Source organism: Ancylobacter polymorphus, from assembly GCF_022836935.1.
GTDB lineage: Bacteria > Pseudomonadota > Alphaproteobacteria > Rhizobiales > Xanthobacteraceae > Ancylobacter > Ancylobacter polymorphus_A.
In genome coordinates, this window is record NZ_CP083239.1 from 1,525,631 (window position 1) to 1,548,581 (window position 22,951).

Annotated in this window: 19 protein-coding genes; 13 read left to right on the forward strand and 6 right to left on the reverse strand. The window is 68.0% G+C overall.

The features are described 5' to 3' along the window. Positions 1 to 11: 11 nt before the first annotated feature. Positions 12 to 3,101: a formate dehydrogenase-N subunit alpha gene (gene fdnG, locus K9D25_RS07155; RefSeq protein WP_244450169.1), complete on the reverse strand. Its 3,090-nt coding sequence runs from the start codon at positions 3,099 to 3,101 to the stop codon at positions 12 to 14. Between the two features lie 293 nt (positions 3,102 to 3,394). Here fdnG and K9D25_RS07160 point away from each other — a divergent pair, with 293 nt between their 5' ends. The 8 genes from K9D25_RS07160 (at position 3,395) to K9D25_RS07195 (ending at position 11,513) form a co-directional block, all read left to right on the forward strand. Next, a complete protein-coding gene (locus tag K9D25_RS07160; protein ID WP_244450170.1) occupies positions 3,395 to 3,955 on the forward strand; it encodes a TlpA disulfide reductase family protein in 561 nt (186 codons plus the stop codon). Beyond that, positions 3,952 to 5,082, forward strand: a complete 1,131-nt coding sequence (locus K9D25_RS07165; protein ID WP_244450171.1) for a transglutaminase-like domain-containing protein — start codon at positions 3,952 to 3,954, stop codon at positions 5,080 to 5,082. The genes K9D25_RS07160 and K9D25_RS07165 overlap by 4 nt, the downstream gene beginning before the upstream one ends. A 117-nt stretch (positions 5,083 to 5,199) precedes the next feature. Next, positions 5,200 to 6,261 (forward strand): selenide, water dikinase SelD, encoded by a 1,062-nt coding sequence (gene selD / locus K9D25_RS07170; RefSeq protein WP_244450172.1) that lies wholly within the window; start codon positions 5,200 to 5,202, stop codon positions 6,259 to 6,261. A gap of 120 nt (positions 6,262 to 6,381) precedes the next feature. Further along, positions 6,382 to 7,689, forward strand: a complete 1,308-nt coding sequence (larA, locus tag K9D25_RS07175; protein WP_244450173.1) for a nickel-dependent lactate racemase — start codon at positions 6,382 to 6,384, stop codon at positions 7,687 to 7,689. After that, on the forward strand, positions 7,686 to 9,008 hold the full coding sequence (locus tag K9D25_RS07180; protein ID WP_244450174.1) for a LarC family nickel insertion protein: 1,323 nt from the start codon (positions 7,686 to 7,688) through the stop codon (positions 9,006 to 9,008). Before larA ends, K9D25_RS07180 begins: the two co-directional genes overlap by 4 nt. Further along, positions 9,001 to 9,819, forward strand: a complete 819-nt coding sequence (locus K9D25_RS07185; protein ID WP_244450175.1) for an adenine nucleotide alpha hydrolase — start codon at positions 9,001 to 9,003, stop codon at positions 9,817 to 9,819. The genes K9D25_RS07180 and K9D25_RS07185 overlap by 8 nt, the downstream gene beginning before the upstream one ends. A 3-nt stretch (positions 9,820 to 9,822) precedes the next feature. Then, positions 9,823 to 10,482, forward strand: coding sequence for a nickel pincer cofactor biosynthesis protein LarB (larB, locus tag K9D25_RS07190; RefSeq protein WP_244450176.1), 660 nt, complete (start codon positions 9,823 to 9,825; stop codon positions 10,480 to 10,482). Beyond that, positions 10,482 to 11,513, forward strand: coding sequence for an SDR family oxidoreductase (locus K9D25_RS07195; protein ID WP_244450177.1), 1,032 nt, complete (start codon positions 10,482 to 10,484; stop codon positions 11,511 to 11,513). Before larB ends, K9D25_RS07195 begins: the two co-directional genes overlap by 1 nt. Positions 11,514 to 11,516: 3 nt before the next feature. On the opposite strand, the gene aguA is transcribed toward K9D25_RS07195, so the two are convergent. The 5 genes from aguA to acnA form a co-directional block, all read right to left on the reverse strand. Continuing rightward, positions 11,517 to 12,608 carry an agmatine deiminase gene (gene aguA / locus K9D25_RS07200; protein WP_244450178.1) on the reverse strand — a complete coding sequence of 364 codons (1,092 nt, stop codon included), beginning with the start codon at positions 12,606 to 12,608 and terminating at the stop codon, positions 11,517 to 11,519. Positions 12,609 to 12,612: 4 nt separating this feature from the next. Continuing rightward, positions 12,613 to 13,503 carry an N-carbamoylputrescine amidase gene (gene aguB, locus K9D25_RS07205; protein ID WP_244450179.1) on the reverse strand — a complete coding sequence of 297 codons (891 nt, stop codon included), beginning with the start codon at positions 13,501 to 13,503 and terminating at the stop codon, positions 12,613 to 12,615. A gap of 29 nt (positions 13,504 to 13,532) precedes the next feature. Next, positions 13,533 to 13,874, reverse strand: coding sequence for a DUF2794 domain-containing protein (locus K9D25_RS07210; protein WP_244450180.1), 342 nt, complete (start codon positions 13,872 to 13,874; stop codon positions 13,533 to 13,535). 402 nt (positions 13,875 to 14,276) lie between these two features. Beyond that, on the reverse strand, positions 14,277 to 15,095 hold the full coding sequence (locus K9D25_RS07215; protein WP_244450181.1) for a DUF1223 domain-containing protein: 819 nt from the start codon (positions 15,093 to 15,095) through the stop codon (positions 14,277 to 14,279). 268 nt (positions 15,096 to 15,363) lie between these two features. Beyond that, entirely contained in the window at positions 15,364 to 18,048 is a 2,685-nt protein-coding gene (acnA, locus tag K9D25_RS07220) for an aconitate hydratase AcnA (RefSeq protein ID WP_244450182.1), read from the reverse strand. 220 nt (positions 18,049 to 18,268) lie between these two features. On the opposite strand from acnA, the gene ccmA reads away from it, so the two are divergent. From ccmA to K9D25_RS07245, 5 genes are all read left to right on the forward strand, one after another. Then, on the forward strand, positions 18,269 to 18,907 hold the full coding sequence (ccmA, locus tag K9D25_RS07225; protein WP_244450183.1) for a heme ABC exporter ATP-binding protein CcmA: 639 nt from the start codon (positions 18,269 to 18,271) through the stop codon (positions 18,905 to 18,907). Continuing rightward, the gene (gene ccmB, locus K9D25_RS07230; RefSeq protein WP_244450184.1) at positions 18,904 to 19,575 is read left to right on the forward strand and encodes a heme exporter protein CcmB; all 672 of its coding nucleotides are present in this window, start codon (positions 18,904 to 18,906) and stop codon (positions 19,573 to 19,575) included. The genes ccmA and ccmB overlap by 4 nt, the downstream gene beginning before the upstream one ends. Before the next feature lie 375 nt (positions 19,576 to 19,950). Continuing rightward, a complete protein-coding gene (locus tag K9D25_RS07235) occupies positions 19,951 to 20,505 on the forward strand; it encodes a F0F1 ATP synthase subunit delta (RefSeq protein WP_244450185.1) in 555 nt (184 codons plus the stop codon). Continuing rightward, positions 20,505 to 22,037, forward strand: coding sequence for a F0F1 ATP synthase subunit alpha (gene atpA / locus K9D25_RS07240; RefSeq protein WP_244450186.1), 1,533 nt, complete (start codon positions 20,505 to 20,507; stop codon positions 22,035 to 22,037). The genes K9D25_RS07235 and atpA overlap by 1 nt, the downstream gene beginning before the upstream one ends. A gap of 24 nt (positions 22,038 to 22,061) precedes the next feature. Next, entirely contained in the window at positions 22,062 to 22,943 is an 882-nt protein-coding gene (locus tag K9D25_RS07245; protein WP_244450187.1) for a F0F1 ATP synthase subunit gamma, read from the forward strand. Positions 22,944 to 22,951: the final 8 nt, after the last annotated feature.

Below are 22,951 nucleotides of genomic sequence, written 5' to 3' on the forward strand. Positions count from 1 at the left end.
ATGCCGCCTCCCTATGCCACCACCGGCCCGGTGGAGGGCTCGATGTTGACCATGAACGCCTTGAACTCCGGGGTTTCGATATTCGCGTCGCCCACGAAGGGGGTGAGCGTGTTGGCCGGGAAGCCCTTGCGGGCCGAGCCGACGAAGCCCCAGTGGATAGGCACGCCGACGATGTGCACGGTCTTGCCGTCGATGGTCATAGGCTTGATGCGCTTGGTGACCACCGCCTTGGCGTAGAGCTCGCCGCGCTTCGACCACACCCGCACCCAGCCGCCGAGCGCGATGCCCTTTTCCTTCGCCAGCTCCTCGGAAATCTCCACGAACTGTTCCGGCTGCAGGACCGAGTTCACATGGTTGTTTTTGGTCCAGTAGTGGAAATGCTCGGTGAGACGGTAGGAGGTGCCGGCATAGGGGAAGTTGGGATCGCCGATATCGGCGAAGCTCTTCCAGTCGTCCTTGAACACGCGCGCCACCGGGTTGCCCCGGATCTTCGGCGCGATGACATTGGCGACCGGGCTCTCGAACGGCTCGTAATGCACCGGGAACGGCCCGTCCCGCATCATCTTGCGCACCCACAAGCGTGACGTGCCTTCGGGGTTCATGATGAAGGGGCCGACATCCCGCGGCTTGGCGGTGGGCGCGATGTCCGGCACGTCGTAGCCGGTCCACTTGGCGCCGTCCCATTCGATCAGCTTGCGCGAGGGGTCCCACGGCTTGCCGTCGAGGTCGCAGGAGGCGCGGTTGTAAAGCACGCGCCGGTTCGCCGGCCAGGAGAACGACCATTTGAGGAACATGCCGGCGTCGCCGGGGTCGGAATTGTCCCGCCGCGCCATCATGTTGCCGGCTTCGGTCCAGCAGCCGGAGAAGATCCAGCAGCCGCCCGCCGTGGTGCCGTCGTCGCGCATCTGGCCGAAGCCGGAGAGCTGCTTGCCCGCCTCCAGGATCTTCTTGGTCGGGTCGGCGGGGTCGAAGACATCGACCAGCACCGAGCCGTTCATCTCTTTCGCCAGCTCTTCCGGCGTCGGCTCGCCGGGGTCCTTGTAGGACCAGTTGAGGTTGACAATCGGATCGGGGAAGGCGCCGCCTTCCTTCTTGTACAGCTCCTTCAGCCGCAAATGAATCTGCGCCATGATCCAGATGTCGGTCTTCGCCTCGCCCGGAGGCGAGCCGCCAGGCCAGTGCCATTGCAGCCAGCGGCCGGAATTGACCAGCGAGCCCTCATCCTCGGCGAAGCAGGTGGTGGGAAGCTGGATCACCTCCGTCTTGATGTCGGCCGGGCTCACCTTGTTGAAGGTGCCGTGATCCTCCCAGAAGCGGGCGGTCTCGGTTTCCAGCGGGTCCATGATGACCAGCATCTTCAGCTTGGCGAGGCCGGCGGCGAGCTTGCCCTTGTCGGGGAAAGCCTGCAGCGGGTTGAACCCCTGGCAGAAATAGAGGTTCACCTTGCCCTGCTTCATCATGTCGAAGACGCGCAGCACGTCGTAGCTGGCGACATCGAGCTTGGGCAGGTAGCTGTAGGCCCAGTCGTTCTCCTTGGTGGCGGCCGGGCCGTACATCGACTTCATGAAGCTGACGAAGAACTTGCGGTAGTTCTGCCAGTAGCTGGTCTGGTTCGGCCGCAGCGGCTTGAAGGCGCGCGTCGACATATAGGTGGTGAAGTCGGGTTCCTTCTGGGTGGGGATGTTGAGATAGCCGGGGATGAGGTTGCTCATCAGCCCGAGATCGGTCAGCCCCTGGATGTTGGAATGGCCGCGCAGGGCGTTCATGCCCCCGCCGCGCACGCCGATATTGCCCAGGATGAGCTGGAGCATCGCCATGCCGCGAATATTCTGCGCGCCCTTGGAATGCTGGGTCCAGCCGAGCGCGTACATGCTCGTCATGGTCTTGGTCGGCGTCGAGCATTCCGCCACCATCTCGGCCACCTTAAGGAAGGCGTCCTTCGGTGTGCCGCAGACACGTTCCACCATCTCAGGCGTGTAGATGGCGACGTGCTGTTTCAGCAGATTCCACACGCAGCGCGGATTCTGCAGCGTCTCATCGACCACGGCATAGCCGTCCGGGCCGATCTCATATTCCCACGTGTCGCGATTGTAATCGCGCTTTTCCTCGTCATAGCCGGTGAACAGCCCGTCCTGGTAGCCATAGCCCTCGCGGACCACGAAGCTGGCATTGGTGAAGGGCTTCACATAGTCCCACTGCACCTTGTCATTGCTGATGCAGTGATTGATCAGGGCCATGAGGAAGACGATGTCCGACCCCTGGCGGATCGGCGCATAAAAATCCGCTACCGACGCCGAGCGGTTATAGCGCGGGTCGACGACGATGAGCTTAGCGCCACGGTTGGCTTTCGCCTCGGTGACCCATTTGAATCCGCACGGATGGGCTTCGGCGGCATTGCCGCCCATGATGACCACGAGGTCGGTGTTCTTGATGTCCGTCCAGGCGTTGGTCATTGCTCCACGGCCAAAAGTTGGGGCGAGACTCGCCACCGTCGGGCCGTGTCAGACACGCGCTTGGTTATCGAACGCCAATATGCCGGTCGAGCGTACGACCTTGTAGGTCGCGAACGCCGTCTCGTTGGTGGTCGCGGAAGCCGCGAGGAAGCCGGTGGTGAGCCAGCGATTGACGGTCACGCCATCCTGGTTGGTGGCGACGAAATTGGCGTCGCGGTCGTCCTTCATCGCGCGGGCGATCTTGTCGAGCGCGGCGTCCCAGGAGATCGCCTCGAATTTGTCGGAGCCGGCCTTGCGGATCATCGGCTGGGTCAGCCGGGTCGGCGATTTCACGATGTCGCGCAGCGCCGCGCCCTTGGGGCAGAGCGTGCCGCGATTGGTCGGATGGTCGGCATCGCCCTCGATATGGACGATGTCGGCCTTCTCGCCTTTGCGCAGATCACCCTTGGAATAGATGATGATGCCGCAGGCGACGGAGCAGTAGGTGCAGGTGTTTCGCGCTTCCGTGGTGTTCACCAGGTGGAACGGCTTCACGGCAGCGGCGACGGCCGCCTCCGCCTCGCTGAAGCCGAAGGCACCCAACGTGGTACCGGCAAGGCCGGCCCCCGTCGTTTTGAGGAACGTACGGCGCGAGAGCTCCATATTCATCGTGGCCCTCCCGTTTCTCGTCACAAAGCCCATCGCCCGATAGGCTTTCCCAATCACAAGGCTATTTTTTAGCTCCTCCAATGTCAAACAGACTTAAGGTGAGGTGAGGAACAAAAAGTCGTGTGATTTCAGACCGTTCGTAATGTTGCCGTGCGATCCCGACATGTTGCGCTGCAACCAATACGGGTTTCGCCCAAGGGCCGATTGACGATTTCCCGCCCCCGGCGCAGCATTACACCGTGCTCGCTTCTGCGGCTCCCGCGTGTCGGGGCGGAAAGAACCTCATCCTGCTGGTGGCTGTCGCTTCCCTTGCGTCATGGGCGCTGGCGGAAGGGCCCTCCGCTCATGCTGGTGTGCCGCTGCCGCTGGGCGAGGTGCCGCCGCCCTTGGCGCTGCCCTCACTCGATCATGGGCCGCAGAGCCTCGCGGCGCTGCACGGGCGGCCAGTGCTGGTTCACTTCTTCGCGACCTGGTGCGCGCCGTGCCGCGACGAAATGGCGGGCCTTGCGCGGCTTGCCGACCGACGCGGCGAGGGACCGCTCGTCCTTCTCGCCGTCGATGTGGGCGAGGTGCCGGTGCGGGTACGGCGCTTCTTCGCCACGCAAGCTGTGCCCTTCCCCGTGCTGCTGGACGAGGACCGCGCCGCGCTGAAGGCGTGGAAGGTCGCCGGCCTGCCCGCGACCTTCGTGCTCGACGCCTCGCACACGCTGCGCCTCTACGCCGACGGCCCGGTGGACTGGGATGACCCCGCCGCCGACCGCCTGCTCGACACGCTCGCCGACCCCGCCGCTGCGCCGGATGGCGCGCGGCTGCCCTCGCTCAACATGGATGAATCCCGGGAGAATGCGCCATGACCACTCGCCGTGACTTCCTCAAGACTGGCGTCGCCCTTGCCGCCGTCGCCGCCGTGCCGCACGCCGCCTTGGCGCAGGCCGCCGGCCCGGCCGCCGCCGCCGCTTTCGCGCCGAAGCCGGGCAGATGGCGCGATTTCGAGGTGGTGACGGTGCTGGACGTGAAGCCGGTGGAGGGTAAGGGCGGCCCCGCGCAGGCCTGGGTGCCGCTGCCCTCCTACACCGCCGCCGACTGGATGAAGCCGGGCGAAAGCACCTGGAAGACCAATGCCGCCACGGCGGAAGTGGTGAAGGACCCGCATTACGGCGCGCAGATGCTGCATCTGACCTGGGCGCCGGGCGAGGAAAAGCCCAGTGTCGAGATCACCTCGCGCTTCTCCACCCGCGACCGCGCCACCGATTTCGCCGCGCCCGGTGCGGTGGCGGCGCTGTCGGCCGAGGAGCGGGCGCTGTTCCTCGCCCCCACGGACCTCATCCCCACCGACGGCATCGTCAAGGCGACGGCCGACAAGATCACCGCCGGCAAGACCTCGGACCTTGAGAAGTCCCGCGCCATCTATGAGTGGGTGGTGGAGAATACCTACCGCAACGCCGCGACGCGCGGCTGCGGCACGGGCGATGTCGCCTCGCTGCTGGCGAGCGGCAATCTCGGCGGCAAATGTGCCGATCTCAACGCGTTGTTCGTCGGGCTGAACCGTGCCGCCGGCATTCCCGCCCGCGATCTCTACGGCATCCGCGTGGCGCCCTCGGCCTTCGGCTATAAGAGCCTCGGCGCCAATTCGCCCACCATCTCCAAGGCGCAGCACTGCCGCGCCGAAGTGTGGCTGGAGGGCTTCGGCTGGGTGCCGGCCGACCCCGCGGATGTGCGCAAGGTCGTGCTGGAGGAGCCGCCGGGCAAGAACGCGCTCGACGACGCCAAGGTGGTGGCGGCGCGCAAGGCGCTGTTCGGCTCCTGGGAGGGCAATTGGCTCGCCTATAATGACGGTCACGACATCGCCCTGCCGGGCTCCTCCGGGCCGAAGCTCGGCTTCCTCATGTATCCGCAGGCGGAAGTGGCCAGCCTGCGCCATGACTGCCTCGACCCCGACGCCTTCGCCTATGTGCACAAGGCGAGCGAAGTGGCGGCGTGAGCGGCCAATCGTCATCCCGGCCGCGCGTAGCGAGAGCCGGGATCGTTCTCCCACCACGACGCGGTCCCGGATCGGCCTTGCGGCCGTCCGGGATGACGGGCGACACAGGCCATGCTCATGCTCGACACCCCGACTACCGCCGCCCCGTTCCGCCTCACCAGCCTCGCCCATGGCGGCGGCTGCGGCTGCAAGCTGGCGCCCTCGGTGCTGCGCGAACTGCTCTCCGAACAGCCTTCCGGCACCGGCTTCGCGCGGCTGCTGGTCGGCACCGAGACCGGCGACGACGCGGCAGTCTACCAACTCGACGACGACACCTGCCTAATCGCCACCACCGATTTCTTCATGCCGATGGTGGACGATCCCTTTGAGTTCGGCCGCATCGCCGCCACCAACGCCATTTCCGATGTCTATGCCATGGGCGGCAAGCCGCTGCTGGCGCTGGCCATTCTCGGCATGCCGCTCGGCAAGCTGGAGCCGGCGCTGGTGCGCGAGATCTTGAAGGGCGGGGCCTCCATCGCGGCGGAGGCCGGCATTCCCGTGGCGGGCGGCCATTCCATCGACGCGCCGGAGCCGATCTATGGGCTGGCGGTGATCGGCACGGCGCGGCCGGAGCAGATCCGCAAGAACAGCACCGCCTTCGCCGGCGACGCGCTGATCCTGACCAAGCCGCTCGGCGTTGGCATCTATTCCGCCGCCTTCAAGAAGGAGAAGCTCCCGCCCGCCGCCTATGACGAGATGATCGCCTCAATGACGACGCTGAACCGTGTCGGCACCGCGCTCGGCCGGGACGCGGCGGTGCATGCGGTGACCGACGTGACCGGCTTCGGCATTCTCGGCCATGGGCTGGAAGTGGCGCGGGGCTCGGGGCTCGCCTTGGAGATCGAGGCGGCGGCGCTGCCCGTGCTTGGCGAGGCCCGCGCGCTGGCGCAGGCGGGGTTCGTCACCGGCGCCTCGCACCGCAACTGGGCGAGCTATGGCGAGGGGGTGCGCCTGCCTGACGGGCTGCCGGAGGCGGAGCGGCACCTCCTCACCGACCCGCAGACCTCGGGCGGGCTGCTGGTGGCGGTGGCGCCGGACGCAGTGGAGCGGGTGCTTGCCGAAATCCGCGCCGCCGGTTTCCCCCGCGCCGCCCTCATCGGCCGGGTGGTGGAGGGGGCGCCGGCCGTCACCGTGATCTGAGCCGTGCCCCGTCTTCGTGACTCGCTTGCGGGTTTATGCGCGGGCGGCGGCGGGATATCCTCACCCGTGAGGCGGCCGGAGGGTGGACCTGTGGCCGCGCGTGGAGTTGAAGGATCGGCCATGTCAGACACGGGTCTCGAACTCGCCTTTGGGCGCGGCGCGCAGCATCTCAGTCTCCCGCCGGGGGCGAAGCCGACCGTGCTGCGCAAGGCGACGCTGCCCAAGCTGCCGGACAATGCGGCGGCCATCCGCCATGCGCTCGACAACCCCATCGATTCGGCCCCGCTCGCCGCCCTCGCCAAGGGGCGCAACAGCGCCTGTATCCTCATCTGCGACATTACCCGCCCGGTGCCGAACCGGTTGTTCCTGCGGCCGATGATCGAGACGCTGATGGCGGCCGGCATCCCCGCCGACGGCATCACCGTGCTGGTGGCGACCGGCCTGCACCGGCCGAATGAGGGCGAAGAGCTCGCCGAACTCGTCGGCGACCCCTGGGTGCTGAAGACGGTAAGGGTCGAGAATCACTTCGCCCGCGACGAGGCGGCCCATGTCGATCTCGGTCCCACTCCAACGCGCGGCACGCCTGTCTTTATCGACCGTCGCTTCGTGGAAGCCGAACTGCGCATCGCCACCGGGCTGGTCGAGCCGCATTTCATGGCCGGCTGGTCGGGCGGCCGCAAGGTGGTGGCGCCGGGTGTCGCCGGGCACCAGACCATCCGCACCTTCCATTCCGCCCGCTTCATGGAAGACCCGCTGGCGGTGCAGTGCAACCTCATTGGCAACCCGCTGCATGAGGAGCAATTGGAGATCGTCCGCAAGCTCGGCGATGTCTATGCGCTGAACACGGTGCTGGATGAGGAACGCGACCTCGTCTTCGTCTCCTTCGGCGAGATCATCGCCAGCCACCTCGCGGCGGTGGAGTTCGTCGAGGGCGCGACCGTCATCGAGACGCCGCGCCGCTACCACACGGTGGTGACATCCTCAGCCGGCTATCCCCTCGACAAGACCTATTACCAGACGGTCAAGGGCATGGTCACGCCGCTCGACATATTGGAGCCCGGCGGCACATTGATCATCGCCTCGGAATGTTCGGAAGGCTTCGGCAGCGAGGAATTCCGCGCCGCTCAGGCGCGGCTGGTGGAGCTGGGCCCGGAGCGCTTTCTCGCCACGCTGACCGCCAAGACGCTGGCCGATGTCGATGAATGGCAGACCGAGATGCAGCTGAAACCCATGCGCGTCGGCCGCATCCAGCTCTACACGACCGGGCTCACCGAGGAGGAGCGGCGCATCACCGCGGTGGAGATCGTGCCTGATCTCAATGCCGCGATCGCGGCGAGCCTTGCGCGGTCCGGCGACAACGCGCTCGCGATCATTCCCGAGGGCCCCTATGTGATTCCGGTGTGCCGGGAACAGCAGGCGGCGGCGTGAACTCCAGCGGCGTGAGGTGCATCCATCTCGATGCGGTGGGCGGCGTCGCCGGCGACATGTTCGTCGCGGCGCTGCTGGATGCCTTCCCCGGTCTCGCCCCGCGCGTGCTGGCCGATGCCCGCGCCGTGCTGCCGGAAGGGGTCGGGACGCCGTTTCTGCGCGCGGGGCTGAGCGGGGGGCTCGCGGTGTGGCGCTTCGGGCTGGAAGGCGGGCATTCCCATTCCCACACCCACAGCGCTCACCCTTCTTTAGCCGTCATGGCCGGGCTTGACCCGGCCACCCAGGCTTCGCCTGCGGTTCTGGTGGAAGCGCTGGATCCCCGGGTCGAGCCCGGGGATGAGGGCGCGCGTGAGAGTGGTAAGCCGGCTCATCATCATCCCCACACTCACGGCGCCGGCACCTATCGTGACATGGTCGCGCGGATCGAGGCGGCGCGGCTGAGCGCGGGGACGGCCAGCCATGCGCTGGCGATTCTCGGCCTCATCGCGCAGGCCGAATCCGCGCTGCACCGCGTGCCGATGGAGGAGGTGCATTTCCACGAGATCGCCGATTGGGATTCGCTGCTCGATGTGGTCGCCGCCGGTAGCCTCGCGGCGGCGCTGGAAGGCGCGGTGTGGAGCGTCTCACCCTTGCCGCTGGGCGGCGGGCTGGTGAAGACGCAGCACGGGCTGCTGCCGGTCCCGGCGCCGGCCACCGCCGCCTTGCTGGAAGGTTTCGACTGGCGCGACGACGGCGTCTCCGGCGAACGGGTGACGCCGACCGGCGCGGCGATCCTCAAGCATCTGGCGCGCTCCGGCCCTCCCCTCGGCGGGCGGCTGGCCGCCTCCGGCACAGGGGCAGGCACGCGTGACCTCCCTGGCCTGCCCAATGTGCTGCGGGCGCTGGTGTTCGAGCCGGCGGTGGACGAGGGCGACGTGGTCACCGTTCTCGAATGCGAGATCGACGACATGACCGGCGAGGAGATCGGCACGGCGATGGAGCTTCTGCGCGCTGAGCCGGGCGTGCTCGATGCCAGTTTCGCTCCGCGCTTCGGCAAGAAGGGGCGGCCCATGGCGGCGCTGCGGTTACTGGTGCGGCCGGACAGCGCGGAGGCGGTGGCGCAGGCCTGCTTCGCCCAGACCTCGACACTGGGGCTGCGGCGGCGCGACGAGCGGCGGCTGGTCCTGAAGCGCGCGGCCGGCGAGGCGGCGGGCGTGGCGGTGAAGCGGGCGGCGCGGCCGGGCGGCGACACGGTGAAAGCCGAGAGCGACGCGCTCACCGGAGACACGCTGGCGGCGCGGCGGGCGCTGAAGCAGCGGGCGGAGCGCGGCGATGAGTGACCCGGCGGCCGAGCCGCCGGTCGAGCCGCCGGCCGAGCGGCTGGCGCGCGTGCTCGGCCGCTTCCCCGCTCTCGCGGTGGCGGTGAGTGGTGGGGTGGATTCGCTCACCCTCGCGAGCTTCGCGCACGCCCATGGCCTGCCGCTCACCGTCATCCACGCCGTCTCCCCGGCGGTGCCGACGGAGGCGACGGCGCGGGTGCGGGCGATGGCGGCCGCGCAGGGCTGGGAGCTGATCGTCACCGGCACCGGCGAGTTCGACGATGCCCGCTACCGCGACAACCCGGTGGACCGCTGCTATTTCTGCAAGACCAATCTCTATGATCGCATTGCCGGGCTCACCGACCGGCCGATCGCCTCCGGGGCCAATCTCGACGATCTCGGCGATTACCGCCCCGGCCTCATCGCCGCCGCCGAGCGGCGCGTGGTGCATCCCTTCATCGAAGCGCAGATCACCAAGGCCGAGGTGCGCGCGCTCGCCCGTGAACTCGGTCTCGGCGCGGTGGCGGAACTGCCGGCGCAGCCCTGCCTCGCCAGCCGGGTCGAGACCGGGATCGCCATCGATGCCGGCGACCTCGCCTTTGTCGAGCTGGCGGAGCGGCGGCTGGCCGCGCTTACCGGCAGCGGCACGCTGCGCTGCCGCATCACCCATCAGGGCGTCGCCGTGGAACTGGGCGAGGGGGCGACGGGCCGGGAGGGCGCCGTCGACGCCTTAATGACGCAGCTCTGCGCCGGGGTCGGGCGGATCTATGCCGGCCGCCGGGCCTATCGCCGGGGCGCCATGTTCGTCGGCGCGCCGGCCATGGGAGCCTGAGCCATGGATTTCACCTTCGACTGGAGCCGCGCCGCGCGCACGGGCCTGCCCGAGGCGGTGCTGTGCAGCGCCAAGTCGCCGGCACAAATCGCGGAAATCCTCGCCGCCGCCCGGGCGCGCGGGGCGCGGCTGTTGCTCACGAGGCTGGAGCCGGCGGCCTTCGCCGCGCTGGACGAGCCGGCCCGCGCCGGGCTGGATTATGACCCGCTGTCCCGCACCGCCGTGCTGGGCGGGGAGGTCGCGCTGTCCGAGGCCCGCGTCGCCGTCGTGGCGGCCGGCACGTCGGACCTGCCCGTGGCGCGCGAGGCGGTGCAGACCCTTGCCTTCTCCGGCGAGGCAACGCTGCTCGTCGCCGATGTCGGTGTCGCCGGGCTCTGGCGGCTGATGGAGCGGATCGAGGAGATCCGCGCCTGCCGGGTGGTGATCGCGGTGGCGGGGATGGAGGGGGCGCTGTTCAGCGTGCTCGGCGGGCTGGTGGCGGCGCCGGTGATCGCGGTGCCGACCTCCGTTGGCTATGGCGTCGCCGAGGGGGGCAAGGCGGCGCTGACCTCGGCTCTGGCCAGCTGCGCGCCGGGCGTGGTGGCGGTGAACATCGACAATGGCTTCGGCGCCGCCTGCGCCGCGTTGAAGATGCTCGGCGCCGCTGCAGGGGGCGAGGGCTGATGGCGCGGGTGCTCGTCACCGGCGGCTCCGGCTTCATCGCCGCCCATGTCATCCTCGCTTTGCTGCGCGAGGGGCACGAGGTGCGGGCGACGCTGCGCGGCATGGGGCGAGAGGCCGAGGCCCGCGCCCATTTGGCGGCGGGCGGCGCGCCGGCGCCGGCGCAATTGAGTTTTCACGCCGCCGATCTGCTCGCCGATGACGGCTGGTCCGCCGCAATGGAAGGCTGCGATTACGCGCTCCACGTCGCCTCGCCCGTGCCGGCGGGCATGGCGGCGAGCGATGAGGCGGCGCTGATCCGTGTCGCCCGCGAGGGGACGCTGCGGGTCCTGAGCGCGGCGCGGGCGGCCGGGGTGCGGCGCGTGGTGGTCACCTCCTCCTTCGCGGCGGTGGGCTATGGCCACGCGCCGCGCGCCGATTTCTATGACGAGCGGGACTGGACCGATGCCGACGGCGAAGGGGTCGATGCCTATACGCGTTCCAAGACGCTGGCGGAACGCGCGGCGTGGCGCTTCATGGAGGGCGACGGCGCGGGGATGGAGCTTGCGACGGTCAATCCCGTGGTGGTGCTCGGCCCGGCGCTGGGACCGGACATGTCGGCCTCGCTCGATCTCGTCCGCGCGCTGCTCGACGGCGCGGTGCCCGCCTTGCCTCGGGTCTATCTCGGCCTGGTTGACGTGCGCGATGTCGCCGATCTGCACGTGAAGGCGATGACGGCGCCGCAAGCGGCGGGCGAGCGCTTTCTGGCGACGACAGGCCCGGCGGTGTCACTCGCCGATATCGCGCGCACGCTGCGCGACGGGCTTGGCCCGGCGGCACGGCGGGTGCCGCGCTTTGAGCTGCCCGATCTCGCGGTGCGCCTCGCCGCGCTGGTGTTGCCGACAGCGCGGCTCGCCGTCCCCCGGCTCGGCATCCGCCGCAGCGCCAGTTCCGCCAAGGCGCGGGAGATGCTCGGCTGGTCGCCCCGACCGGCGGAGGAGGCGATCCTCGCCACCGCCGAAAGCCTGATCCGGCTGGGGCTTGTGAAGCCGTAAGCGTCAGCCCGGCGTGCCCAGCGGCTGCTGCTGGGTGATGCAGTGGATATTGCCGCCGCCGAGAATGATCTCGTGCGTGGGCACGCCCACCACCTCGCGCTCCGGGAACAGCCGGGCGAGGATGGCGCGGGCTTCCTCGTCCTTTGCCGGATCGAGCAGCGGCATCAGCACGAAACCGTTGCCGAGGTAGAAATTGGCATAGGAGGCGCCGAGCCGCTCGCCGGGGCGGCGCGACATGGTGCCGGGCTCGGTGCCGAGGTCGAGCGCTTCCTCGCCCGTGCGGAACAGCGGGCCGGGGAGCGGCAAGGTGACGATCTCAAGGGCGCGGCCGCGCGCGTCGGTCATCTTCGACAGCCGCTCATGCGCATCCTTGGAGATGGCGTATTGCGGGTCGAGCGGGTCGTCGCAGCCGGTGAGCGCCACCACGCCGGCGCGGACGAAGCAGGCGAGGTTGTCGATATGGCCCGAGGTTTCGTCGTCGACGAGGCCGGCACCGAGCCAGAGCACCTTGGAGACGCCGAGATAGTCCTTGAGATGCTGCTCGATCTCCTCGCGGGTGAGGTCCGGGTTGCGGTTCGGGTTGAGCAGGCATTCCTCTGTCGTGAGCACCGTGCCTTCGCCGTCGACATGGATCGAGCCGCCTTCGAGAACGAGCGGGGCGGCGTAGCGCGGCGCCCACTCGATCTCCAGCATCTTGGCGGCGATCAGTTCGTCCTGGTCAAAGGGCGTGTAGAGCCCGCCCCAGGCGTTGAAGCCCCAATCCACCCCGCGAAGCCGGCCGGCCGAATCGGTGAGGAAGGTGGCCCCGCTGTCGCGGCACCAGGAATCGTCCGAGGTCGCCTCCACCACCCGCACCGTGGGCGGCAGGGCGGCGCGGGCGTGCCGCCACTGGCGCGGGCTCGCCAGCATGGTGACCGGCTCGAAACGGGCGATGGCGCTGGCGACCGCGACGAAGGCGGCCTGCGCCGGCTCGGCATCGGCGCGCCAATTGTCCGGCCGCTCCGGCCAGATCATCCAGGTGCCGGCATGCGGCTCCCATTCCGCCGGCATGCGGAAGCCGTCGGTGGCGGGAAGCGTGGTCAGGGTCTCGCTCATGCTCTCACCCGATCGCCCGCGTCGGCGCCCGCCCGTCGAGGGTGAGCACCGGCGCGTAAAGTTCCGGCCGGCGGTCGCGGAATACGCCCCAGCTGTGGCGCTGGCGGGCGATGCCGTCGAGGTCGAAGGTGGCGGTAAGCACGGCTTCGTCTTCCCGCCCGGCTTCCGCGACCTTTTCGCCGGTCGGCCCGGCGATGAAAGAGGAGCCGTAGAAGGTGATGGAGGTGCCGTTGCGGCCCTCTTCGCGGCCGATACGGTTGGAGGCGATGACCGGCATCAGATTGGCACCCGCATGGCCCTGCATCACGCGCTGCCAGTGCCCGGCCGAATCGAGGCTCGCATCATGCGGCTCGGAGCCGATGGCGGTGGGGTAGAGCAGCACTTCGGCGCCGAGCAGCGCCATGGTACGCGCGCATTCCGGGAACCACTGGTCCCAGCAGATGCCGACGCCGACGCGGCCGACCGCCGTGTTCCAGACGCGGAAGCCGGTATCGCCGGGCGAGAAATAGAACTTCTCGGTGTAGCCCGGCCCGTCGGGGATATGGCTCTTGCGATAGAGGCCGAGCACATCGCCATCGGCGTCGACCATAGCGACGCTGTTGAACGCCGCCGGCCCGGCCCGCTCGAAGAAGGAGACCGGCAGCACGACGCCCAGCTCCTTCGACAGACGGGCGAAATGCGCCACCAGCCGATTGCCCTCAAAGGGCCTGGCGAGGTCGAGGAATTCGTGCAGCTGGTCCTGGCAGAAATAGGGGGTCTCGAACAGTTCCTGCAGCAGGATGAGCTTCGCGCCCCGCGCGGCGGCCTCGCGCACCAGCGCTTCGGCGCGGGCAATATTGCCCTCGATATCCCAGTCGCAGCGCATCTGGGTGGCGGCGACAGTCAGGCTGCGCATTTAGATCTCCGAATCGATGTGAAGGCCGGTCAGTTGACGGCGCGCAGCGGCTTTTCCAGCACCGCGATCACGCGCGCAAGCTCATGCCCGCGTTTGAGGATGAGGCCGGTTTGCGACACCACCGTGTAGGCGCCCTGTTTGCGGGCGAGGCGCGGGTCTTTCTCGATGCGGTAGATCGGCACCTCGGTGGCGCGCCGGAAAATGGAAAACACCGCCTTGTCGCGGGTGAAATCGATGGCGTAGTCCCGCCATTCGCCCAGGGCGACCATGCGGCCGTAGAGATCGAGGATGCGGTCGAGTTCGCGCCGGTCGAAGGTGACGCGGTCAACGCGCGCACCGGCCGGCAAGGCTATGGGCTCGATGTCCGCCACGCGGCGCCTCCGGCCTGTGCGGCCCGGCGTGAGCGGGCCTGTGGGCTGAACCGTGTCATGTCGCCGTCATGATCCACCGCCCGGCGCGCGGCTTCAAGTCCCCTGCTCGCACGCCGTCGGAGCGGCGCGGGCGATGAGAGGGGCCTAAACGAAAAAAGGGCCGGCGACATGGCCGGCCCTGAAGAGCAATTCGGGGATTGAACCTAGGTAGCGTCAGGCCGGCCCACAAACGCCGCGGGGGGCTGGGGGGCTGGGAAACCGATGCGCTCGCGAACCGGCCCAACGCTATGATGCGAAGATGGAGGGCGCTCGGGGCATCGCAACGGCCGAATTCGGGCGGCCGTGTGTTTTCGGTTAACGAGGCTGTGATTCGGATGTCCGCGTGTCGTCGGATGTCACATGTCAGTCGAGCGGCTGCAGTGCCGCCCCGACCACGGTGCCGGGCTCAGTGGACGAGCCGGTCTGGACGAAAACCGCCACCGCGTCGACGCCATCGCCAGGCGCACGGTGAACCGGGGCCTCGAAACGGGCGGGCAACCCTTCCCACGTGCCGAGCCGCACCCAGCCGCGCACCACATTGTGGTAGACGACGTGGGCGCCCTCATTCTCGCCCCGGCCGATCTCGACCTCCATGCGGCTCGCTACCGGGCAAAGCCACACCTCGGCCTTGGCCGCCCCGGGCAGGGCGCCGATCTGAACCGTGACATTGCCCGCAACGGACTCGACCGACACCGGCACGACGGGTGCGGAACTGGTGGCCAGCACGCGCTCCAGTGCCGCCCGGTCCGAACCGATGGTCATGGCGCGACCGTTCACCACAGCCTGGGGGGTGAACATCTTGCCGTCGCCGCGCATATGCGCATAGGCCTTCTGGCGCAGCGAATGCCCATGCTTGGCAAGCGTGTCCTTCCAGCCGAGATAGTCCCAGTAATCCACCGCCAGGGTGAGGGCGAGCACATCGGAACGGGCGGCGAGTTCGCCCATCAACTTGTCGGCGGGCGGGCAGGAGGAGCAGCCCTGGCTGGTGAACAGCTCGATCACCGCCTTCGGCGCGGTGATGGGCTTCACCGGCTCGGCCTTGACAGGCATGTCCTCGGCATGGGCCCCGGCAGGAGCGAAAAGCAGGCTCATCAGGGCGAGGGTGACGCCCGAAAACAGCGCACGGGTGAAGAGAGAGGCGCGGACGGGCGGGCCGAAAGCGGAAGCGGCGGTCAGGGACATGTCGGGCGCTTGTCCTTGGGCGCGGGGACTCAGGGCACGCAGCGGGCAGCCGGTCTGAAGGTCGCCCTCGCAGGGTTCGACGCGGGCATCTGCCGGGATCACCGGCGGGCCTGCATCCAAGGCAATAGGACGACGCGCGGCACGTCACCAGTCACATTCGGGTGTCGCCGTTGACGCTCGCGTGACGTCTCAGGCGGATGATCCCGATATGACAAGGCCGGCACAGGAGGTGTCCCGTGCCGGCCTGTCGTCAAGACGCGCCGTCGGTTCAGGCGGCGAGATTGCGCAGCACGAAGGGCAGGATGCCGCCATTGCGGAAGTAGTCCAGCTCGTCCAGCGTATCGATGCGGCAGGTGAGCGGAACGTTCTTGATCGTGCCGTCGGCGAAGAGGATCTCGGCGATCAGCGTCTGGCGCGGCTTAAGGTCGCCCTCAATGCCCTTCAGCGTCACGATCTCGTCGCCCTTGATCCCAAGCGACTGCCAGGATTCGTCGTTCTGAAACACCAGCGGCACCACGCCCATGCCGACGAGATTCGAGCGGTGGATGCGCTCGAAGCTCTGGGCGATGACGGCGCGGACGCCGAGCAGCGCCGTACCCTTGGCCGCCCAGTCGCGCGAGGAGCCGGTGCCATATTCCTTGCCGGCGAAGACCACGGTGGGCACGCCTTCCTGCTTATAGAGCATGGCGGCGTCGTAGATCGGCATCTCGGTGCCATCCGGCCAGTGGCGGGTGAACCCGCCTTCCTTGCCGGCCAGCATCTGGTTCTTGATGCGGATATTGGCGAAGGTGCCGCGCATCATCACCTGATGGTTGCCGCGCCGTGTGCCGTACTGGTTGAAGTCGGCCGGGCGGACCTGATGGTCGCGCAGATAGGCGCCTGCCGGGCTCGCTTCCTTGATCGAACCGGCCGGGGAAATGTGGTCGGTGGTGATGGAATCGAGGAACAGCCCGATCACCCGCGCCTTGATGATGTCGGTGACCGGCTCCGGCTCCATCTTCATGCCCTCGAAATAGGGCGGGTTCTGCACATAGGTGGAGCGGTCGTCCCAGGCATAGGTCTCGCCGACGGGAATGGCGATCTTCTGCCAGTTCGCGTCGCCCTTGAACACGTCGGAATACTTCTCCTGGAACATCTTCTTGGTGACGTTCTCGCGGATGAAGGTCGCGATTTCCTGGTTCGAGGGCCAGATGTCCTTGAGATAGACGGGCTGGCCGTCCGAACCCGTGCCGAGCGGCTCGGTGGCGAGGTCGATCTGCAGCGAGCCGGCAATGGCGTAGGCGACGACGAGCGGCGGGGAGGCGAGATAGTTCGCCTTCACGTCCGGGTTCACGCGGCCTTCGAAATTGCGGTTGCCGGAAATGACGGCGCCGGCGATCAGGTCGTTCTTGTTGATCGCCTCGGAGATCGCCTCCGGCAGCGGGCCGGAATTGCCGATGCAGGTGGTGCAGCCGAAGCCGACCAGATTGAAGCCGAGCGCGTCGAGGTCGTCCTGCAGGCCGGCGGAGGCGAGATAGCCTTCCACCACCTGGCTGCCGGGCGCGAGCGAGGTCTTCACCCAGGGCTTGGACTTCAGCCCCTTCGCCACGGCGTTGCGGGCGAGCAGGCCGGCGGCGATGAGCACGCTGGGGTTCGAGGTGTTGGTGCAGGAGGTGATGGCGGCGATGGTCACGTCGCCATGGCCGAGATCATAGTCGGTGCCGGCGACCGGCACGCGCTTGCCCGTCTCGCCCGCCTTCTTGAACTCGCCTTCCAGCGCGGCGAGGAAGCCCTGCTTGGTGCCGGAGAGCAGCACCCGGTCCTGCGGGCGCTTCGGGCCGGCGAGCGAGGGCAGCACGGTGGAGATGTCGAGTTCGAGCACATCGGTGAACACCGGGTCGGCGGTGCCGGCGGTACGCCACATGCCCTGGGCCTTGGAATAGGCCTCGACCAGCGCGATGCGGTCATCGGTGCGGCCGGTCTCGTCGAGATAGGCGATGGTCTCCGAATCGACGGGGAAGAAGCCGCAGGTCGCGCCATATTCCGGCGCCATATTGCCGATGGTGGCGCGGTCGGCGAGCGAGAGGTGGTCGAGGCCCGGGCCGAAGAATTCGACGAACTTGCCGACCACGCCCTTCTTGCGCAGCATCTGGGTGACGGTGAGCACGAGATCGGTGGCGGTGATGCCCTCTTTCATCTCGCCGGTGAGCTTGAAGCCGATCACCTCGGGAATGAGCATGGAGACCGGCTGGCCGAGCATGGCCGCTTCCGCCTCGATGCCGCCCACGCCCCAGCCGAGCACGCCGAGGCCGTTGACCATGGTGGTGTGGCTGTCGGTGCCGACGCAGGTGTCGGGATAGGCGACGGTGACACCGTCCTCATCCTTCGTCCACACGGTCTGGGCGAGATATTCGAGGTTCACCTGGTGGCAGATGCCGGTGCCGGGCGGCACCACGCGGAAATTGTCGAAGGCCGACTGGCCCCATTTCAGGAAGCGGTAGCGCTCCTGGTTCTGCTTGTATTCCTCTTCGACATTCTTGCCGAAAGCGGCGTTGTTGCCGAAGAAATTGACGATCACCGAATGGTCGATGACGAGGTCGACCGGAACCAGCGGGTTGATGCGCTTGGGGTCACCGCCCAGATGCACCATGGCGTCGCGCATGGCGGCGAGGTCGACCACGGCGGGAACGCCGGTGAAGTCCTGCATCAGCACGCGGGCGGGACGATAGGCGATCTCGTTCTCGACCTTGCCGCGATTGACCAGCCAGTCCTTGATGAACACGATGTCCTTCTTCGAGACGGAGCGCCCGTCCTCGAAGCGCAGCAGGTTCTCCAGCAGCACCTTCATCGAGAAGGGCAGGGCCGAGACGCCGTCGAGGCCGTTCTTCTCCGCCTCCGGCAGGCTGTAATAGACGTAGTTCTTGGAACCGACGGTGAGAGTTTTCCGGCATTTGAAGCTGTCGAGCGACGTCACGGCTGGCAGATCCCCGCTAACAAAGTGACAGGATGCGCCGGGCCTTGGAAGGAAGTGGGCTCGCGGGCTATAGCTCAGCTCGCGCGGGCTTTGGCAGGGCGCCGGGCGCATCGTTCAGTTTTCTATATAGAGCCATTTCAAACTTCGATCCTAGAGGGCATGACGCGATGCATTGGAAATTTGTGCGGCGCGTCGGCGGCTTCCGGGTGCGGGGCCTCTGATGCGGCTCGTGGTGGCCGATCTCGCTTGCCGACGCGGCGTGCGCCTGCTGTTTCAGGGGCTGGGCTTCACCCTTGAGGCCGGACGGGCGCTCATCGTCACCGGGCCGAACGGGACCGGCAAATCCTCGCTTCTGCGCCTTCTCGCCGGGCTGGCGCGGCCGGAGGCGGGCACGCTGCGCCTCGACGGCGCGCCGGAGCCGGACGATTTCGCCGAGGAGACGCATTATCTCGGTCATCTCGACGCGCATAAGCCCTCGCTCTCCGCGCAGGAGAATCTCGCCTTCTGGCGCGCCATGCTCGGCCGTCCCGCGCTTTCCGTCGGCGTGGCGCTGGAGGCGGTCGGGCTGGGCGGGTTGGAGCGGCTGCCGGTGGCGGTGCTCTCGGCCGGGCAGAAGCGCCGCCTGGCGCTGGCACGTCTCCTCGTGGCGCAGCGCCCGCTCTGGCTGCTCGATGAGCCGACGACGGCGCTGGACGTGTCCGCTCAGGCGCGCTTCGGCGAACTGGCGCGGGCGCATGTGGCGGCGGGCGGGCTGATCGTCGCCGCCACCCATGCCCCGCTCGATTTCGGGCCCAGCGACGCGCTCGACCTCGGCGCCTGGCGGCCGGCGCGGGCTCTCCTTGCGGAGGAGGGGCTGTGAGCCGGGCGTTCGTGGCGTTGCTCGCCCGCGACCTGCGACTTGCCTTCCGCGCCGGCGGCGGGGCAGGGCTCGGCGTCGTCTTCTTCCTGGCTGTGGTTGTGGCGACGCCCTTCGCCATCGGGCCGGACCTCGCTCTGCTCGCCCGCATTGGCCCGGCGATTCTGTGGATCGGCGCGCTGCTCGCCTCGCTGATCGGGCTTGACCGCCTGTTCGCGGCGGATGCGGAAGATGGCGCACTCGATGTGCTCGCCATGGCCCCGCTGCCGCTGGAACTGGTGGCGGCAGCCAAGGGGCTGGCGCACTGGATCGCCACCGGCCTGCCGCTGGTGGTGGCCGCGCCGGTGCTGGCGCTGCTGCTCAATCTCGCGCCCGCGTCGATCGGGGCGCTGACGCTGACCCTGCTGGTGGGCACGCCCGCCATCACCTTTCTCGGCCTGATCGGCGCCGCCTTCGCTGCCGTGTTCCGGCGCGGCGGGCTGCTGGTGGCGGTGCTGGTCATGCCGCTGACCATTCCCGTGCTGATTTTCGCCGTCGCCGCGACCGCCACCGTGCTGGGCGGCACCGTGCCCTTCGGCACGCCGTTCCGCATCCTGCTCGGCCTGTCGCTGGCGGCGCTGGTGCTCGGGCCGGTGGCGGCGGCGGCGGCGCTGCGGGTGGCGCGCGACTGATCCCGCGTCGCCTGTCGACGGCTCGGCACCGGGCTCTGGTATGCCAGAGCCCGCGACATCCTCGCGCAGGGGTGGAAAAGCCGGCGCGCCAATGACCGGGCGGCGCGGTGCAACAATGCGCCGCAGGGCCCGCAAAGCCTTGTGGCATCATGAGATGGTGCACTGGCGGGGAATCTCCGGCCGCTGCGTCAGTTGCCCCGGTTTTTCCCTCACGCGCTCGTGTTGCAGCATGCGGAGAGCCGTGTTAGGGAACCGCCGACTTCGCTGTCGGGTAAGGGAAACCCCTACGCCGCCTTGAGTTCACATCCTTCCAGTCCGGAAGAAGCGTCCCCTCCCGGGTGGCGCGCGCTCCGGACGAGCCCCGAGAGAGGCAACGTGGCCGAGACCTACGTATCCGGAGTGGCAGGACGCTACGCGACGGCGCTCTTCGAGCTGGCCCGCGACGCCCATGCCGTCGATGCGGTGAAGGCGGACCTTGACCGTTTCAGCGCGATGATCGCCGAGAGCGCCGACCTGAAGCGCCTCGTGCGTAGCCCGGTCTTCGCCTCCGAAGAGCAGGAGAAGGCGGTTGCCGCCCTGCTCGCCAAGGCGGGCATCACCGGCCTCGCCGCCAACTTCTTCAAGACCGTGGCGGCCAATCGCCGCCTGTTCACGGTCGAGACCATCATTCGCGACTTCGGCCTGCTCGTCGCCGCCTATAAGGGCGAGGTGACGGCGGAAGTCACCGTGGCGCAGCCGCTGTCGGAAGCCCACGCCGCTACGCTGAAGCAGTCGCTCGACACGCTGACCGGCAAGGACGTCAAGCTCGCCATCGAGGTGGATCCCTCGCTCCTGGGCGGCCTGAAGGTCAAGGTCGGCTCGAAGCTCGTCGACGCTTCCCTCAAGACCAAGCTCAATTCGATCCGCACTGCGATGAAAGAGGTTCGCTGATGGATATCCGCGCCGCTGAAATTTCCGCGATCCTCAAGGAGCAGATCAAGAATTTCGGCCAGGAAGCCGAAGTCTCCGAGGTCGGTCAGGTCCTCTCCGTCGGTGACGGCATCGCCCGTATCTACGGTCTCGACAACGTCCAGGCGGGCGAGATGGTCGAGTTCGAGAACGGCACGCGCGGCATGGCGCTGAACCTCGAAATCGACAATGTCGGCGTCGTCATCTTCGGTTCCGACCGCGAGATCATGGAAGGCCAGACGGTCAAGCGCACTGGCGCCATCGTCGACGTGCCGGTCGGCAAGGGCCTGCTCGGCCGCGTCGTTGACGCCCTTGGCAATCCGATCGACGGCAAGGGTCCGATCGAGTACACCGAGCGCCGCCGCGTCGACGTGAAGGCCCCCGGCATCATTCCGCGCAAGTCCGTGCACGAGCCGATGCAGACCGGCCTCAAGGCCATCGACGCGCTGATCCCGATCGGCCGTGGCCAGCGCGAGCTGATCATCGGCGACCGCCAGACCGGCAAGACCGCCGTGGCGCTCGACGCGATCCTGAACCAGAAGCCGCTGAACGCCGGCGATGCGCCGGAGAGCCAGAAGCTGTACTGCGTCTATGTCGCGGTCGGTCAGAAGCGCTCCACCGTCGCGCAGTTCGTGAAGGTGCTGGAAGAGCAGGGCGCGCTGGAATATTCCATCGTCGTCGCCGCCACCGCGTCTGACGCCGCGCCGATGCAGTTCCTGGCGCCGTTCGCCGGCACCGCCATGGGCGAGTTCTTCCGCGACAACAGCATGCACGCCCTCATCATTCATGATGACCTGTCCAAGCAGGCCGTGGCGTACCGCCAGATGTCGCTGCTGCTGCGCCGCCCGCCGGGCCGCGAAGCCTATCCCGGCGACGTGTTCTATCTCCACTCGCGCCTGCTCGAGCGCGCCGCCAAGCTCAATGACGAGAACGGCGCCGGCTCGCTGACCGCCCTTCCGGTCATCGAGACCCAGGCCAACGACGTGTCGGCCTACATTCCGACCAACGTGATCTCGATCACCGACGGCCAGATATTCCTTGAGTCCGACCTGTTCTTCCAGGGCATCCGCCCGGCGGTGAACGTCGGCCTCTCCGTGTCCCGCGTCGGTTCCTCGGCGCAGATCAAGGCGATGAAGCAGGTCGCCGGCAAGATCAAGGGCGAGCTTGCCCAGTATCGCGAACTGGCGGCCTTCGCCCAGTTCGGCTCGGACCTCGACGCCTCGACCCAGAAGCTGCTCAACCGCGGCGCCCGCCTCACCGAGCTCCTGAAGCAGTCGCAGTTCGCGCCGCTGAAGGTCGAGGAGCAGGTGGTGGTGATCTATGCCGGCACCAATGGCTATCTCGACGCCCTGCCGGTGTCGAAGGTGCGCGAGTTCGAGCAGGGCCTCCTGCTGTTCCTCCGCTCCAAGCATGCCGACATCCTCGACACCATCCGCACCTCGAAGGAACTTTCGAAGGACACCGCCGACAAGCTCGTGAAGGCGCTCGACGCCTTCTCGAAGACTTTCGCCTGATCGGCAGAGCGGAGCATCGGGTAGATGGCCAGCCTTAAGGATCTGCGCAATCGCATCGCTTCGGTGAAGGCGACGCAGAAGATCACCAAGGCGATGCAGATGGTCGCCGCCGCCAAGCTGCGGCGCGCCCAGCAGGCGGCCGAGGCCGCGCGTCCCTATGCCCAGCGTATGGAGAGCGTGCTCGGCAACATCGCCGGCGCGATTTCCGGCGGGCCGGACGCGCCGCTGCTGCTGACCGGCACCGGCAAGGACGAGACGCATCTGCTCATCGTGCTGACCGCCGAGCGCGGCCTGTGCGGCGCCTTCAACTCCTCGATCGTCCGCCTCGCCCGCGAGCGCGCTTTGTCGCTGATGGCGCAGGGCAAGACGGTCAAGATCTTCTGTGTCGGCCGTAAGGGCCATGACGCGCTGCGCCGCCAGTTCGAGAAGCAGATCGTCGAGGTCGTCGAGCTGCGCGCCAACAAGGGCGCCACCTTCGCCGACGCGCAGAAGATCGCCGAGAAGATCGGCGCCATGTTCGCCGCCGGCGAATTCGACGTGGCGACGCAGTTCTTCAGCCGCTTCCAGTCGGTGATCTCGCAGGTCCCGACGGCGCAGCAGCTCATTCCGGCGACCTTCGCCGCCCCCGCCGAGGCGCCCAAGGGCAGCGAAGCGGTCTATGAATACGAGCCGGGCGAGGCCGAAATCCTCGCCGACCTGTTGCCGCGCAATCTCGCGGTGCAGATCTTCAAGGCGCTGCTCGAGAACGGCGCGTCCGAACAGGGCGCGCGCATGAGCGCGATGGACAACGCCACCCGCAACGCGGGTGAAATGATCAAGAAGCAGACTTTGACCTACAACCGCACCCGTCAGGCGATGATCACGAAGGAACTTATCGAGATCATCTCCGGCGCCGAGGCGCTGTGAGGCAGGAC